The sequence below is a fragment of the Brevundimonas sp. TWP2-3-4b1 genome (assembly GCF_049897665.1).
Lineage (GTDB): Bacteria > Pseudomonadota > Alphaproteobacteria > Caulobacterales > Caulobacteraceae > Brevundimonas > Brevundimonas subvibrioides_B.
In genome coordinates this window covers 21,370-36,017 of the sequence record NZ_JAFCWQ010000002.1, presented here as the reverse complement: position 1 = coordinate 36,017, position 14,648 = coordinate 21,370, and the positions used below count along the sequence as shown (strand labels likewise).

The following is a 14,648-nucleotide window of genomic DNA, read 5'->3' as shown; positions in this document are numbered from 1 at the left end:
ATTGAACAGGGTCGCGGCATGAGCGTGGATGAGGGTGTGACGGGCGCAGGGCAACCGGCGGCGCCGAGGATACGGCCCCATTCCGGCTGGGCCTGGTTCGCGGTCGCGGCCCTCATGGTGGCCTACACGTCCAGCTTCATCGATCGCCAGATCCTTACCCTTCTGGTTCAGCCGATCCGGGCCGATCTGACCATCACCGATACCCAGTTCAGCCTGCTGGCCGGGATCGCCTTCTCCCTGTTCTACACCGTCATGGGCGTGCCCCTGGCGAGGCTGGCGGATCGGGGCAGCCGACGCTGGATCATCTTCTGGGGCATCGTGGTCTGGAGCGTGATGACCGTGGCCTGCGGTCTGGCCAACAGCTTCTGGGCCCTGTTTGCCGCGCGCATCGGCGTCGGCATCGGCGAGGCCGCCCTCTCGCCCGCCGCCTATTCGATGATCTCCGACTATTTCCCGCCGCGTCAGCGCGCGCGCGCCCTGGCTGTCTATTCGATGGCCCCCTACCTCGGCGCCGGGCTGGCCCTGATGATCGGCGGAGCGGTGATCGACGCCATAGCCCAGGCGGGAGCGATGCAGTTGCCCTTCGTCGGCGAACTGGCGCCCTGGCAGCAGACCTTCGTCCTCGTCGGCGCGCCGGGCCTGCTGATCGCCGCCCTGTTCATCATCGTTCGCGAACCGCCGCGTCACGGCGTGACCCGGTCGGGTGTCCAGGCCGGGGTCCTCAAATACATGTGGTCCCGAAAGTCGACCTTCTACGTCCTGATCATGGCCTTCTCGATCTTCGGCATGGCGGGCATCTCCTATCTGGCCTGGGCGCCGGCGGTGCTGATCCGCCAGCACGGCATGACGCCCGCCGAAGTCGGATTCGCCTACGGGGCCGTGCTGCTCGCCGCCGCCACGCCGGGCGTTCTGGTGGGCGGCTGGATGACCGACTGGTTCGCCAGCCGGGGCCGCACCGACGCGCCGGTCCGGGTCGCCATCCTGGCGCTGATAGCCAGCATTCCCTTTGCCGTCGCCATGCCGCTGATGCCGACGCAGGGCATGGCCATCGCCGCGCTCGCAGGCTTCAGCTTCTTCGCCGGCGTTATGAACAGCCTCCCGGCCACCGCGCTGCAGACCGTCGCCCCGAACCAGCTGCGAGCGCAGATCACCGCCATCTATTTCCTGATCGGCAACCTGGTCTCCCTCGGCCTCGGCCCCACCATCGTGGCCGCGATCAGCGACAATGTCCTGGGCGGCGACGAGAACATCGGCCTGTCGCTGGCCATCGTCAGTGGCATCACCATCGCCAGCGCCTCCTTCCTTCTGGGCCGGGCGCTGAAACCCTTCCGGGACAGCGTGGAGGAGGCCCGTGAGTGGCAGGAGCCGGCCCGATGAGCGGCCTGACCAAGGATCAGCGCCTCTCCCTCCCCTGGTTCGACCCGGCGCCGCCCTCGGCCGAGGACTGTGTTATTCCCCGGCTCATTGACCGCTGGGCGGCCGAGACGCCGGATGTGGTCTTCATCCGCTTCGAGAGCGGCGAGACCTGGACCTGGGCCGAGACGCGCCGGCGAGCGTTATCAACCGCCGCCGCCCTGCAGGCGCGCGGCGTCAACGGCGGAGACATCGTCGCGGCCTGGGCCCCGAATGGGCCGGCCCTGCTGCGGGCCTGGTTTGGCGCCAACTATGCGGGCGCGGTCCTCGCGCCCATCAACACCAGTTTCCGCGGCAAGCTGCTGGAACACGCCGTCGGCAAGACCGGTGCGAAGGTAATGATCGTCCACCCCGATCTTGCGCCGCGTCTGGAAGGGCTGTCGCTGGGCGCCGCCGAACGTCTGATCCTGACCGGGCCTGCCGAGCCCCTGAACCTGCCCGTAATGATCGAGGGCGAGTCCGCTCTGGACGGCGATCCCGCCGCCTGCACTCCCGTGCCCCAGCATCCGTGGGACCCCCCGGTGATCATTTTCACCTCCGGCACCACCGGTCCGTCGAAGGCGGTGATCACCTCCTATGTGCAGGAGTGGACCACGGCCAGGGTGACCTACGGCTATATGGTCCAGTCCGACCGGATGCTGGTGAACCTGCCGATGTTCCACGTCGGCGGCATCGCGGCGATCACGGCGGCGGTGGCCTGCGGAGGCTCCGTGGCCCTGTTCGACGCGTTCGACACCCGCCGGTTCTGGGACACGGTGCGCGAGACGGGCTCGACGGTCTGCTCCGGCCTGATCGGGGCCCTCACCTCCTTCCTGATGAAGGAGCCGCCGAAGGCCGACGACGCCGAAAATCCCCTTCGCATGGTGACCCTGTCGCCGATCAACGAGGATACGGTCGCGCTCGCAAAGCGGTTCGGTTTCGATTACCTTTCCGGGTTCAACATGACCGAGGTGTCGGGCCCGCTGATCAGCGCTGTCAACGATCCGGTGATGCGCTCCTGCGGACGGGTGCGCGTCGGCATGGAGTGCCGCATCGTCGACGACCAGGACAACGAGGTTCCACACGGCCAGCCCGGCGAACTGGTGATCCGCTCGGACAATCCCTGGACGCTGTTCAGCGGCTACCTCGGCGATCCGGAGGCGACGGCCCGGGCCTGGCGCAACGGCTGGTTCCACACCGGCGATCTGATGTGGCGGGACGCCGAGGGCTGCTTCTTCTTCGTCGACCGCAAGAAGGATGCGATCCGCCGACGCGGCGAGAACATGTCCTCACTGGAGATCGAGATCGAGGTCGTCGCCCACCCGTCCGTCCGCGAATGCGCCGCCTACGGCATCGACCTCCCAGGCGGCGAACAGGAGGTCATGGTGGCCGTGGCGCCTGTCGACGGCGCCCGGATCGACCCGCGCGAATTGATCGAATGGCTGATCCCGCGCATGACCCATTTCATGGTGCCTCGCTACGTCCGGGTCGAAACCTCACTGCCCAAGACCCCGACCAACAAGATCCAGAAGACCGGCCTGCGCGACCAGGGCGTCACCGCCGCGACCTTCGACCGGGAGGCGGCCGGGCTGGTGGTTCGACGCCAGAAATTGACGGTTGCTTGATAAGACCTGACGGCGGCGCCTAATAGGGAGAATGTCCCGCGCCGCGCCGAAAATTCGTCTGGTTCCAAAGAGCTCCATCAACCGGGCCCTCAATGCCCTCGGCGATCGATGGAGCCTGCTGGTCGTCCAGGAGGCCTTTCTGGGGGCCACACGGTTCGAGGAATTCCACGCCCGTCTGGGCGGCGCCCGCTCGACCCTGTCTAGCCGACTCGCCGCCCTCGAGCGCCACGGCATCCTGGTCAAGAAGCCCCACCGCGACGAGGGTGTGCGCATGGCCTATCACCTGACGCCGCGCGGCCTCGGCCTGTTCGATTCCATGATGCTGATGTGGGGCTGGGGCGTGCGCTGGGGCGTGACCGGCGGCCGGGCCCCCACCGTCTTCACCCACACGGAGTGCGGCAAGCCCATGCTGCCCGAACTGCGCTGTGGCGGCTGCGGCGAGCCCCTCACCCTGCACACCTGCACCTACACCGCAGGTCCCGGACAGGGGATGGAGCGGTTGCCGGTGCAGCGGATGCATCGTCGCCGCCAGCCGAACGACGAGGCGCCGACCATCGAACTGGTCGATCTGCTCGGCGACCGCTGGACTGCCCTTGTGGTCAGCGTCCAGTATTTCGGCCTGCACCGTTTCGACGAGATCCAGGGCGTTCTCGGCATCGCGTCCAACATCCTGACCGACCGTCTGCGAACACTGGAGATGTCGGGGATCTTCGAGCGACGCCTCTACGAGATGACGCCGCCCCGCTATCAGTACCGGCTCACCAAGAAGGGCCAGGACCTCTATCCCCATGCCCTGGCCATGATGACCTGGGCCGACACCCACCTGAAGGATCGGGCCGGGCCGCCCGTCAAGATCCGGCACGTCTGCGGAGAGCCACTGAATCCGCAGATCAGTTGCAGCGCATGCAGGGGTCGTCTGACACTTGAGACGGTGGTGATGAAGGCGGGACGGATCAAGCCTTCGGCCTGAGATCAGTCTGGGTTTGAAAGCGACCTCAGAGCGCTTGCATTAGCAGACTTATCGTCCTAGCGTTTCTCCAGCGAGAACGCATGGGAGACGACGCGTGGCTGACAACATGAAGGTCGTGGAGGCCATGATGGCCGCCTGGAAGATGCGCGATGTGGAGGGCTTCATCGCCACCCTCGCCGACGACATCGAATACCACTGGCACCCCACCAAACGTCCGGCCGTCGGCAAGGACAAGATGCGGAAATTCCTGTCCAACTACGAGGCCGGCTTCGACCAGCAGGAGTGGCGCGTCACCCATTCGGCCGAGAACGGCGAGGTCCTGTTCGTCGAGGGGATGGAAGTCCTGGTCGACCGCGCGTCGGGCGTGAAGATCGACAACCCCTTCGTCCAGGTCTTCCAGGTCCGCGACGGCCTGATCTACCGGATGCGCGACTACTACGACACGTCACAGGTCCATGCCCCGGCCAGGCCCGAAGCGCAGAAGGCCTCGGCATGAGTGCGCCGATCGAAAGCCTGCGGGCGCTGATGGCGGTGTCGGAGGCGCGCGACAAGCCCGCCTTCCTCGACTTCTTCGCTGACGACGTCGAGTACCACTACCACGTCGGCACCCGCCCCCTGGTCGGGAAGGAGTGGGTCGACAGGTTCATCACCAAATACTGGGCCAACCACTCGGCGACGAAGTGGACGCTCATGAACTGGGCCGAGAACGGCGATAAGGTGCTGACCGAGGGGCAGGAGGACTACGTCAACGCCGACGGCGTCAGCGTCTCCCATCCCTACATGGGCATCATCGAATTCCGGGACGGCAAGATTGTCGCCTGGCGCGACTATTTCCAGATGAACGATCCAGCGGCCGCCCAGGGCGGCGTCGGTTAGGTTTACTTAAAATAAGACAATAACTTGCGTCCTTTTAATGCGAGATCGCGTTCGGAATTGTACTCTCTGGACTCGGTGTTCTCCGAGTCCAACTCTCGCCTTCAAACGGCTTGCATCCGCTCGGCCCTGAGCGCACCGCGACGCACCTTGCCGGCGTCGTCGCGCAGGCGTTCGGTCGTGACCTCCAGAGACCGAGGCCGCTTGTAGGGCGCGATCCGCTCGGCGAGTAAGGCGTTCAGCCCAGCCTCGTCGAGCACCCCGTCCGCCGTCTCGACGATGGCGTGCACCCGCTGGCCGAAGTCGGCGTCGGGCAGGCCCACCACCACGCTGCACAGGACGCCGGGGAAGCTGTCGATCGCCGCCTCGACCTCGGCCGGATAGACGTTGGCGCCACCCGAGACGATCATGTCCACCCGCCGATCAGCGAGATAGAGCCAGCCGTCCTCGTCCACATAGCCCATGTCGCCCAGGGTCTCGAACGTCCCGTTCGCGCGCGGCTCGGCGCCGAGGTATTTGTAAGTCGTCCCCTGCCCCCGCAGCGGCATGAAATAGATCTCGCCGACCTCACCCGGTGCGCACGGCTGACCGGTCTCGTCGAGCACCTTCATCTCGAAGCCGGGCAGCACCTTGCCGACCGAGCCGGGGTGATCCAGCCATTCGACGCCGCGAATGCCGGTGCCGCCCAGGGCTTCGGTGCCGGTGTAGATTTCCCAGACTGTTTCCGGTCCGACCCAGTCGATCCACTTCTGCTTCAGCCATGGCGGACAGGCGGCGGCGATATGCATCACGGCGTCCACCGACGACATGTCGTACTTCGCCTTCACCTCGTCCGGCAGGGACCAGATGCGGTGCATCATGGTCGGCACCTGGAACAGCCAGCTGACCTTGTACCGGTCGACCAGCCGCAGCGTTTCCTCCGCGTCGAAGCGCGGCATCAGGATGATGTGCACGCCCCAGCCCATGGCCAGACAGGTCATGCCGAACGGCGCGGCGTGATAGAGCGGCCCGGGGTTCAGCAGCACGTCCTCGGGGATCATGCCGAGCAGCAGGATGTCGGGATCCGCCATGGCAGGGGCCATGTCGACGATCACCTTGGGCCGCCCGGTCGAACCGCCGCTGGCGATGGCCTTGAGGTGTTTCGATGCGATCTCCGGCAAGGGAGAGGCGTCGGCAGAGGCGTCCCAGGTCTCCGCCTCCGACAGCCGCCTTGTCGCGCCGGCCTTGGCCGTATCGTCGATGACGATCAGGCGCGGCTGGAGCAGTTCGATTATGCCCGCCAATTCTGCTGCTGGCAGCTTGTGCGACAGGGGCGCCGGCGTGGCGCCGAGCGCCCACACCGCGAACGCCAGCTCAAGGAACGCCGGACAGTTGGGCAGGGCGATGGCGACGAAGTCCCCCTCGACCACCCCCGCCTTCTGCAACGTCCGCGCCCGCCGGTTGACCCGGTCCGCCAGCTCGCGCCGCGTCAGGGTCACGCCTTCGAAGGTCAGGGCCGGGCGGTCCGGATCACGGTCCGCATGGATGTTCAACAGCATGCCGACCGCCCGCACACCGGACAGGTCCGTCATCGCCGTCGACAGGGTGCGGGGGCGGTTCGGACGACGCATCGCGGATTCCATCAGGCGGGGTTCGTCCCGTCAGCCGCCGCCGCGCGCTTGGGCGGCCACGGGATCAGGGGACTGGTCCGGGCAATGTAGTCCGCATATCCGGGCCGATGATAGGTCAGCCGCTTCTCGTACGAAGGACCACCCGAATATTTGAGGAACAGCACCAGCAGCAGCAGTGGCCCGACGATGCCGAACAGGCCCAGCGTCGTCTCGGCGGCGATGCCGAACAGACCGAACCATGTGCACAGATCGCCGAAATAGTTGGGGTGCCGCGTATAACGCCACAGGCCGCTGTCGAACACCTTGCCTGCGTTGGCCGGGTCCGCCTTGAACTTCACAAGCTGATAATCGGCCAGGCTCTCGAAGCAGATGCCGAACACCACGAGCGCGGCGCACGCCCAGCCGAGGGTCCCGACCTCCACCGGCGTCGACGACATCTGACCCAGTTGCACAGGCAGGCTGGTCGCCCACAGGATCGGCGCCTGGGTCATGAAGACCAGGCGCCAGGACGCCTTGCCGAAGCTCCAGCTCTTCCCCTCCATGGCCCGGTCCAGCATCTTCACATAGCGCCTGTCCGGCCCGTGCGAGCGCCAGCGCCACAGGATGTAGAGCCCAAGCCGCAGCCCCCAGACGCAGGTCAGGACGGTGATCAACTGCATCCGTTCGGGCGCGCCGTCGGCCATGAAGAAGGTCGTCACCGCCATCAGGGCCAGGCCCAGCGCCCACCATGCGTCGATGAAGGATACGTCCTTGATGGCGCACCCGACCCGCCACAGGATCACGAAGGACGCCAGGGCGATCAGGAAGTTGATCCCGAGAATGCTCAGGATTTCGGTGATGGGCGGCATGGTCTGGTCTCCCCGTTATTGATCCGGCGTCTAGCGGCCGGTCGACAATTCCTTGGCGTGCAGCATCTTGGCCATGCCCCGCTCCATCCCCTTGGGATCGCGGGCCAGGGCGGCGCGGCTCTCGATCGCGAACCGGTCGGTGTCGATCTCGTCGATGCCGCGCGTGATGCCCTTCATGGCGGCGCGGGCGATATCCTCGGGCGCCTCCTTGGCGCCTTTCACATGCGAGGCCATCCGGGTGTCGACCGAGCCGACGATCAGGGAGGTGACGCTCGTCCCCTGCCCGGCCAGCTCGGCGCGGATGCAGGATCCGGCGGCGCGCATGGCGAACTTGGACGGGCTGTAGCCGCCCATGTTGGGCACGGCGACGATGCCCCCGACCGACAGCACGTTCAGGATCGCGCCCCCGCCGTTGGCCTTGAGCGCCGGAGCGAAGGCCCGCGCCATCTGCAGCGGCCCGAAATAGTTGACCTCCATCTCGTCGCGCGCAGCGGAAATGTCGTCGGAGCCGATCAGCAACTTGTTGTGGAACGCTCCGGCGTTGTTGACCACCACAGAGACGTCGGGACAGGCGGCGGCCGCGGCGACGATCTGGTCCGGCTTCGACACATCGAGGCGCACCGCGACTACCTTGCCGGGATACTGTTCCTCGAGGTGTCTGGCCGAGGCCGGATCGCGAGCGCCTGCATAGACCCTGGCCGCCCCCTCGGAGATCAGCACATGGACGAAGCCTTCGCCGATGCCACGGTTGGCGCCGGTGACGATGGCGACACAGCCCTGGATGTCCATGCGCTCGCCTCAGGCCGCAGTGTAGATGATGTCGTCAGGCTTCTTGGCCCCGCGCCGCAGCACCGAGGCGTCCCGGGTTATGGCGCCCCGCGCCCAGGTCTCGGAGAGCTCGTGCTCCTCGTTCCATTCCCAGCACATGGTGCGGCGGAAGATACGCCATTCGGCGCCCCGCTTCTCCATCTGATCGACGCAGCGGGCCAGTGTCCGGGTGTCGAACTCCTGTCCCTTTACCGTGAGGCGCGAGGCGGTGAGGATGTAGCATTCGGCCGTCGCCGTGGTCGCCGACTTCAGATCGATGATCAGGTTCACGGCCATGTGATTCATCAGCCCGGCCTTGGGCAGTCGCTCCTTGATCACGGCCACCCATTCGGACGCTGGCCCGTCGAAGGTGCCGCCATGATCCTCCCAGCCGTCCGGCCAATAGGCGCGTTCAACGAGGTCGAGGTCGGCGCGATCGCAGCCGCGAAGGAACTTCAGCAGCACCTCCTCGATCGCCTTCTTGTCGAGCAGAGCCTGCACCTCGGGGTCGCGGTCGGCCATCCTGATATCCTCCGATGACTGTTATTCAGTCTTGAAACAAAAGTGACATGGCTTGCGTTAGCGGGCAAGCCGGCCTGGCCGGTTTAGAGCCTCAGCAGGCCCGGCGGCGCCGCGACGACGCGCGGGAGGGCCTGGATCACCATGGCCGCCACGGCGAACTGTTCGGGCCGGGTGCGGACCCCATCAGGGGCCGTGTCGACCAGATCCATCGCGATCCGGACGCCAGGCAGGCCGTCGACCTCGATCTCCCAGTGCGGCTTGCCGGCGAACGGCGCCTGGGCCGGATCCATGATCCAGTTGACCTCGTGGGTGATGCGCCGGACGCCGTCGATCAGGCCGTGCACGCGCCAGGTCGTCGCTGAGACCGTGCCCTTGGGAATCAGCCCCGCCGCGATAGTCAGGTCCCGCTCGGCCAGGCTGACTTCATGGTCCGGTTCGAACCGGTCGAGCGACAGGCCGAGCCTCTGGGCCAGCCCCTCGACGCTCTGGGAGAACATGGCCGTGAAAGTCTCCGCCAGCGGCCCGTTCGTCAGATCGATCTCTCCCGCCGCAGAACCGAAACCCAGGGCCCCGAAGACGTAGTCGGGGTTAGGAACCGTTGTGCAGTCGATGATCTCCCGGGTCGCGATGTTGCGGTGCGACAGGCACAGGGCGACGGCGTTGACCGCCATCCGCTCCGCCACCCAGCCGGGATTGACGCCGGTCCCCGCCAAGGTCGCCCCGCCCTTGCGCGCGCTGTCCGCCAGCCCGTTCGCATAGTCGAGGCCCAGGGCGGCGGGCTCGAAATAGTGGTTTATGCTGACCACGTTCTTGCCGGATTCCAGCAGCCGCTTCACGTCGGCGTCAGGCCCGACATAGGCGGACAGCATCGGGGCGTGGATCACCACGTCGGCGTCGAGCGCCAGAATCTCGTCGATCGAACGGGTGGCGATCACCCCCGTCTCAGGCCGCCGCGCGATGTCGCCCGCGTCGCGTCCGGCCTTGGCCTCGCCGTAGACGAACAGGCCGACCAGCTGGAACCGGTCATCGTCCAGCACGGCCCGCAGACAGGCCTTTCCCATCGAGCCGGTCGCCCACTGGATCACCCGGATGGGCATGGTCATCGCGCCTCCCGACGCAGTCGACGCGTCTTCTGCATCAACGGTGAAGCGATAAGTCCATAAACGCAAGCTGCTTGCCAAGCGCCTCCGAACGATTAGTGTGCTTACGCAAGCGACAGCGGATCGCGCGGAGAGACGTCCATGGCCGAGCCCCCCTTCTGGCAGGCGCTGATGAAGTCGGTGAATTTCTACGCCCGCTTTGCGCCGTCCTTCACCCGCGTCGGCTATGTCGCGCGCGGCCTGCCGTTCAGGCCGGTGAAGGCGAACTACGCCGGCCAGAACTGGCTGGTGACCGGCGCAACGGGCGGCCTCGGCAAGGCCACGGCGCTGCGCGCCACCGCCAAGGGCGCCACCGTCTACGCCGTCGGCCGCAATGTGCAGGCCCTCGGCGACCTGGTGCGTGAGGCCAAAGGTCCCGGCAAGATCGTGCCCGTCACCTGCGACCTGTCATCGATGGCCGCCGTCGCCGGCCTGTCGAAACGGCCCGAGATCGCCGCGGTCAAGTTCGACGTCGTCGTCAACAATGTCGGCCTCCTGATGCGCAACTATCAGGCGACCCACGAGGGGCTGGAGACCTCCTACGCCACCAACCTGCTGGGCCACTGGATCTTGACCGAGGACCTGCACAGGGCCGGCGAACTCAAGGCCGGCGCGGCGATTATCAACGTCGTCTCCGGAGGCCTCTATAATCTCGCCCTCAACAAGAAGATGCTCAACATTCCCGAGGAGCATTTCAACGGTTTCGCCGCCTATGCCGCCCACAAGCGCGCGCAACTGGCCCTTGCCGAGCACTGGCGCGCCGCCTGGGCCGCCGACGGGATCAGAACCTACGCCGTCCACCCCGGCTGGGCCGACACCGCCGGGGTGAAGACCAGCCTGCCGAAGTTCCGCAGGATCCTCGCCCCGATCCTGAGGAACGACCACGAGGGCGCCGACACCATCGACTGGCTGGCCGCGACCCGTCCGCCCGAGGTCGTCGACGAGATCTGGTTCGACCGCAAACCCCGCACCGCCCATGCCTACCCGCACACCCGCAACCCACGTACGACCATCCCCGACATCGTCGCCTTCCTCGAGGCCGACCGGCAGCTTCTGGCGGTCTGAAGCCTTGCCGCCGCCGTCCCGATCCGCGATGGATCGGGGATGGCGAGCGACACGACATCGACCGAGGGTTGGCGGTTCTGGATCGACCGGGGCGGCACCTTCACCGACATCGTCGCCCGCGCGCCCGACGGCGCCCTGACCACTGCCAAGCTCCTTTCGGACAACCCCGATCAGTACGAGGACGCCGCCGTCGAGGGCGTGCGCCGCATCCTCGGCGCCGGTCCCGGCCCCCTGCCGGCGGGCGTCGTCTGCGACATCCGCATGGGCACCACGGTGGCGACCAACGCCCTGCTCGAACGCAAGGGCGAGCCGACGGTCCTGGCCATCACGCGCGGCTTCGGCGATGCGCTGCGTATCGGCTGGCAGGCCCGGCCCGACATCTTCGCCCGCCATGTCGTCCTGCCCGAGCCGCTGCACGACCGGGTCATCGAGATCGACGAACGCGTCCGGGCCGACGGGGCCATCGACCACCCGCTGGACGAGACCGCCGCCCGCGCCGACCTGACCGCCGCCTTCGCCGACGGCTATCGCGCCCTCGCCATCGTCCTCGTCCACGGCTGGGGGTTCACCGATCACGAGACCCGCCTCGCCGGGATCGCCGGCGAGATCGGCTTCAGCCAGATCTCGGTCAGCCATGAGGTCGGCGCCCTGATCAAGCTGATCGGGCGCGGCGATACGACGGTGGCCGACGCCTATCTGTCGCCTGTGCTCGACGCCTATGTCGCCCGAGTCGGTCGCGCGCTCGGCCCCGACGTCCCCCTGATGTTCATGCAGTCGTCGGGCGGGCTCGCCAGCCCCTCCGCCTTCCGGGGCAAGGACGCCATTGTGTCCGGCCCGGCCGGCGGCGTGGTCGGAATGGCGGCGACGGCGCAGGCCGCCGGCTTCGACCGTGTCATCGGCTTCGACATGGGCGGCACCTCGACCGACGTCTCCCACTATTCCGGCAGTTTCGAGCGGACCTCGGACGCCGTGGTCGCGGGCGTCCGACTGCGCGCCCCCATGCTGTCGATCCACACGGTGGCGGCCGGCGGCGGGTCCATCTGCCGCTTCGACGGATCACGCCTGCGTGTCGGTCCGGAATCCGCCGGCGCCGTCCCCGGCCCGACCGCCTACCGGCGCGGCGGCCCGCTGACGGTGACCGACTGCAACGTCCTGCTCGGCAAGCTGCGTCCCGAGTTTTTCCCCGCTGTCTTCGGCCCCGACGGCGACCGGCCGCTCGACAACGCCGCCGTCGCGCAGAAGTTCGACGCCCTCGCCGCCGAGGTCGCCGCCGCCACCGGCCGCCCGACGGATCCGCTCGACCTCGCCGAGGGCTTCATCGCCATCGCCGTCCAGAACATGGCCGAGGCGATCAAGTCGATCTCCATCCAGCGCGGCCATGACCTGACCGGCTATGTCCTGAACTGTTTCGGCGGCGCGGGCGGCCAGCATGCCTGTCTCGTCGCCGATGCGCTCGGCATGACGACCGTGATGCTGCACCCGTTCGCGGGGGTCCTGTCCGCCTACGGAATGGGCCTCGCCTCGGTGCGGACCATCCGCCAGACGACCGTCGCCGCCCCGCTCATCCCCGTCTCCGACCCCGTCTTCACCGACCGCATCGCCGCCCTCGAGGCCGAGGCCCGCGCCGACCTCCTGGCCCAGGGTCTGCCCGCCGCCTCCATCACCACCGAGGCCCGCGCCGAGATCAAGTTCGCCGGCAGCGACACCTCCCTGACCGTCGCCTTCGGCCCTGCCGCCGACATGGCCGCCGCCTTCGGGACCCTGCACCGCCAGCGCTTCGGCTTCTTCGCCGAGGACAAGCCGCTGATCGTGGAGATGCTGGAGGTCGAAGCAATCAGTTCTCCCTCCCCTTCATGGGGAGGGTCGTCGCGCAGCGACGGGGTGGGGTCCGAATCGAGAGTTCGCAGGGACGGACAAACCCCACCCGACCTCGCTCCGCTCGGCCACCCTCCCCATGAAGGGGAGGGAAAAAGTGTCACCGTCCGCCTCGCCGGCGCGGACCACGACACCCCCATCCACCACCGCGACCATCTGGCTGCCGACACCCGCATCCCCGGCCCCGCCGTGATCCTCGAATCCACCGGCACCACGATCGTCGAACCCGGCTGGTCCGCCCGCGTCGACGCCTCGGCCAACCTGATCCTCGAGCGCACCACCCCGCTCGCCGGCCGCGCCCCCGTCGGAACCCACGCCGACCCCATCCTGCTGGAGGTGTTCAACAGTCGCTTCATGGCCTGCGCCGAACAGATGGGAGAGGCCCTGCGCGCCACGGCCTGGTCGGTGAACATCAAGGAACGGCTCGACTTCTCCTGCGCCATCTTCGACAGCTCCGGGGCCCTGATCGCCAACGCGCCGCATATCCCGGTTCACCTCGGCTCGATGGGCGAGAGCATCCGCGTCGTCATCGCCTCGCGCGGTACGACCCTGAAGCCGGGCGACGTGGTCATGCTGAACGCCCCCTACAATGGCGGCACCCACCTGCCCGACATCACCGTCATCATGCCGGTCTTCCTCGACGCAGAGGCGGCGCCCGCCTTCTTCGTCGCCGCGCGCGGCCACCACGCCGACGTCGGCGGCATCACGCCCGGCTCCATGCCCGCCTCCTCCACCACGGTCGAACAGGAGGGCGTCCTCATCGACGACTTCCTGCTGGTCGAGGGCGGCCGCCTGTGCGACGCCGAAACCCGCGCCCTGTTCGCATCGGGCGCATACCCCTCGCGCAACGTCGATCAGAACGTGGCCGACCTGAAGGCCCAGGTCGCCTCCTGCCAGCGCGGCGCCGATGAGCTCAACCGCATGGTCGTCGAGTTCGGCCGCCCGGTGGTCGAGGCCTATATGGCCCACGTCCAGTCCAATGCCGAGGAAGCCGTCCGCCGCGCCATTGCCGCCCTGAAGCCGGGCGCCTTCGCCTATGAGATGGATGACGGCGCCGTCATCCGCGTCCGCATCGACGTGGACGCCGAGGCCCGCACGGCCGTCGTCGACTTCACCGAAACCAGCGACCAGCGCCCCACCAATTTCAACGCCCCGCTGTCGATCACCCGCGCGGCGACCCTCTATGTCTTCCGGACGCTGGTGGACGACGCCATCCCACTGAACGAGGGCTGTATGAAGCCCATCACATTGATCGTGCCGCAGGGGTCGATGCTGAACCCCCGCTATCCGGCGGCGGTCGTCGCCGGCAACGTCGAGACCAGCCAGGCCGTCGTCGACACCCTGTACGGCGCGCTGGGCATCCTCGCCGCCAGCCAGGGCACGATGAACAACTTCACCTTCGGCGATGCGACCCGCCAGTATTACGAGACCATCGCCGGCGGGGCGGGCGCCGGCCCGAACGCTCCGGGCGCCAGCGCGGTCCAGAGCCACATGACCAACAGCCGCCTGACCGACCCCGAAGTGCTGGAAACCCGTTTCCCGGTGTTGCTGGAAGAGTTCTCCATCCGCCGGGGCTCCGGCGGCGCTGGCGCGGCGCGGGGCGGCGACGGAGCCACCCGACGGATGCGGTTTCTCGAACCGATGACCGCCGCCATCCTGTCCGGCCACCGCCGCATCGCGCCCTTCGGGGCGGCGGGCGGCGACCCGGGCGAGGTCGGTGCGAACCGCATCGAGCGGGCGGACGGGTCAGTGGAAATCCTGGGCTCGACCGCCGAAACCTCCATGCAGCCCGGCGACGTCTTCGTCATCCAGACCCCCGGCGGCGGCGGGTTCGGCAAGCGCTGAACCCACCTCCGTGCACCCCGGCGAAGGCCGGGGTCCAGATCCCGGACCCGGTCGACGGGATGAGCCTTCGGGTCTCT

Annotated in this window: 12 protein-coding genes; 7 read left to right on the top strand and 5 right to left on the bottom strand. The window is 67.7% G+C overall.

All coding sequences use genetic code 11. The annotated features are described in order from the left end of the window. Positions 1 to 18: 18 nt before the first annotated feature. The 5 genes from ACP7A5_RS02560 to ACP7A5_RS02540 all read left to right on the top strand — a co-directional run bounded on the left by ACP7A5_RS02560 (position 19) and on the right by ACP7A5_RS02540 (position 4,863). Positions 19 to 1,377, top strand: coding sequence for a spinster family MFS transporter (locus ACP7A5_RS02560; protein ID WP_426040440.1), 1,359 nt, complete (start codon positions 19 to 21; stop codon positions 1,375 to 1,377). Further along, a complete protein-coding gene (locus ACP7A5_RS02555) occupies positions 1,374 to 3,017 on the top strand; it encodes an AMP-binding protein (protein WP_426040439.1) in 1,644 nt (547 codons plus the stop codon). The genes ACP7A5_RS02560 and ACP7A5_RS02555 overlap by 4 nt, the downstream gene beginning before the upstream one ends. Before the next feature lie 31 nt (positions 3,018 to 3,048). Then, positions 3,049 to 3,987: a winged helix-turn-helix transcriptional regulator gene (locus ACP7A5_RS02550; protein ID WP_426040438.1), complete on the top strand. Its 939-nt coding sequence runs from the start codon at positions 3,049 to 3,051 to the stop codon at positions 3,985 to 3,987. 94 nt (positions 3,988 to 4,081) lie between these two features. After that, positions 4,082 to 4,483, top strand: coding sequence for a nuclear transport factor 2 family protein (locus ACP7A5_RS02545; protein ID WP_426040437.1), 402 nt, complete (start codon positions 4,082 to 4,084; stop codon positions 4,481 to 4,483). Beyond that, on the top strand, positions 4,480 to 4,863 hold the full coding sequence (locus ACP7A5_RS02540; protein WP_426040436.1) for a nuclear transport factor 2 family protein: 384 nt from the start codon (positions 4,480 to 4,482) through the stop codon (positions 4,861 to 4,863). Before ACP7A5_RS02545 ends, ACP7A5_RS02540 begins: the two co-directional genes overlap by 4 nt. A gap of 101 nt (positions 4,864 to 4,964) precedes the next feature. Here the strand turns inward: ACP7A5_RS02540 and ACP7A5_RS02535 are convergent, their stop codons facing one another. From ACP7A5_RS02535 to ACP7A5_RS02515, 5 genes are all read right to left on the bottom strand, one after another. Next, complete coding sequence (locus ACP7A5_RS02535) at positions 4,965 to 6,470, bottom strand: AMP-binding protein (RefSeq protein ID WP_426040435.1); 1,506 nt, start codon at positions 6,468 to 6,470, stop codon at positions 4,965 to 4,967. 11 nt (positions 6,471 to 6,481) lie between these two features. After that, positions 6,482 to 7,318, bottom strand: a complete 837-nt coding sequence (locus ACP7A5_RS02530; RefSeq protein WP_426040434.1) for a DUF1295 domain-containing protein — start codon at positions 7,316 to 7,318, stop codon at positions 6,482 to 6,484. Between the two features lie 30 nt (positions 7,319 to 7,348). Further along, positions 7,349 to 8,107, bottom strand: a complete 759-nt coding sequence (locus ACP7A5_RS02525; RefSeq protein WP_303695136.1) for an SDR family oxidoreductase — start codon at positions 8,105 to 8,107, stop codon at positions 7,349 to 7,351. Between the two features lie 9 nt (positions 8,108 to 8,116). Then, a complete protein-coding gene (locus tag ACP7A5_RS02520) occupies positions 8,117 to 8,647 on the bottom strand; it encodes a nuclear transport factor 2 family protein (RefSeq protein ID WP_303695135.1) in 531 nt (176 codons plus the stop codon). An 83-nt stretch (positions 8,648 to 8,730) separates the two neighbouring features. Then, the gene (locus ACP7A5_RS02515) at positions 8,731 to 9,750 is read right to left on the bottom strand and encodes a hypothetical protein (protein ID WP_426040433.1); all 1,020 of its coding nucleotides are present in this window, start codon (positions 9,748 to 9,750) and stop codon (positions 8,731 to 8,733) included. Between the two features lie 138 nt (positions 9,751 to 9,888). On the opposite strand from ACP7A5_RS02515, the gene ACP7A5_RS02510 reads away from it, so the two are divergent. Both ACP7A5_RS02510 and ACP7A5_RS02505 read left to right on the top strand, forming a co-directional pair. Beyond that, positions 9,889 to 10,851 (top strand): SDR family NAD(P)-dependent oxidoreductase, encoded by a 963-nt coding sequence (locus ACP7A5_RS02510; protein WP_426040432.1) that lies wholly within the window; start codon positions 9,889 to 9,891, stop codon positions 10,849 to 10,851. 39 nt (positions 10,852 to 10,890) lie between these two features. After that, positions 10,891 to 14,571 carry a hydantoinase B/oxoprolinase family protein gene (locus ACP7A5_RS02505; protein ID WP_426040431.1) on the top strand — a complete coding sequence of 1,227 codons (3,681 nt, stop codon included), beginning with the start codon at positions 10,891 to 10,893 and terminating at the stop codon, positions 14,569 to 14,571. Positions 14,572 to 14,648 lie beyond the last annotated feature (77 nt).

Excerpts from the sequence above, each read along its gene's own strand:
- ACP7A5_RS02560 (WP_426040440.1), top strand. The coding sequence starts at position 19 with ATGAGCGTGGATGAGGGTGTGACGGGCGCAGGGCAACCGGCGGCGCCG.
- ACP7A5_RS02555 (WP_426040439.1), top strand. The coding sequence starts at position 1,374 with ATGAGCGGCCTGACCAAGGATCAGCGCCTCTCCCTCCCCTGGTTCGAC.
- ACP7A5_RS02550 (WP_426040438.1), top strand. The coding sequence starts at position 3,049 with ATGTCCCGCGCCGCGCCGAAAATTCGTCTGGTTCCAAAGAGCTCCATC.
- ACP7A5_RS02540 (WP_426040436.1), top strand. The coding sequence starts at position 4,480 with ATGAGTGCGCCGATCGAAAGCCTGCGGGCGCTGATGGCGGTGTCGGAG.
- ACP7A5_RS02535 (WP_426040435.1), bottom strand. The coding sequence starts at position 6,470 with ATGCGTCGTCCGAACCGCCCCCGCACCCTGTCGACGGCGATGACGGAC.
- ACP7A5_RS02530 (WP_426040434.1), bottom strand. The coding sequence starts at position 7,318 with ATGCCGCCCATCACCGAAATCCTGAGCATTCTCGGGATCAACTTCCTG.
- ACP7A5_RS02525 (WP_303695136.1), bottom strand. The coding sequence starts at position 8,107 with ATGGACATCCAGGGCTGTGTCGCCATCGTCACCGGCGCCAACCGTGGC.
- ACP7A5_RS02520 (WP_303695135.1), bottom strand. The coding sequence starts at position 8,647 with ATGGCCGACCGCGACCCCGAGGTGCAGGCTCTGCTCGACAAGAAGGCG.
- ACP7A5_RS02515 (WP_426040433.1), bottom strand. The coding sequence starts at position 9,750 with ATGACCATGCCCATCCGGGTGATCCAGTGGGCGACCGGCTCGATGGGA.
- ACP7A5_RS02510 (WP_426040432.1), top strand. The coding sequence starts at position 9,889 with ATGGCCGAGCCCCCCTTCTGGCAGGCGCTGATGAAGTCGGTGAATTTC.
- ACP7A5_RS02505 (WP_426040431.1), top strand. The coding sequence starts at position 10,891 with ATGGCGAGCGACACGACATCGACCGAGGGTTGGCGGTTCTGGATCGAC.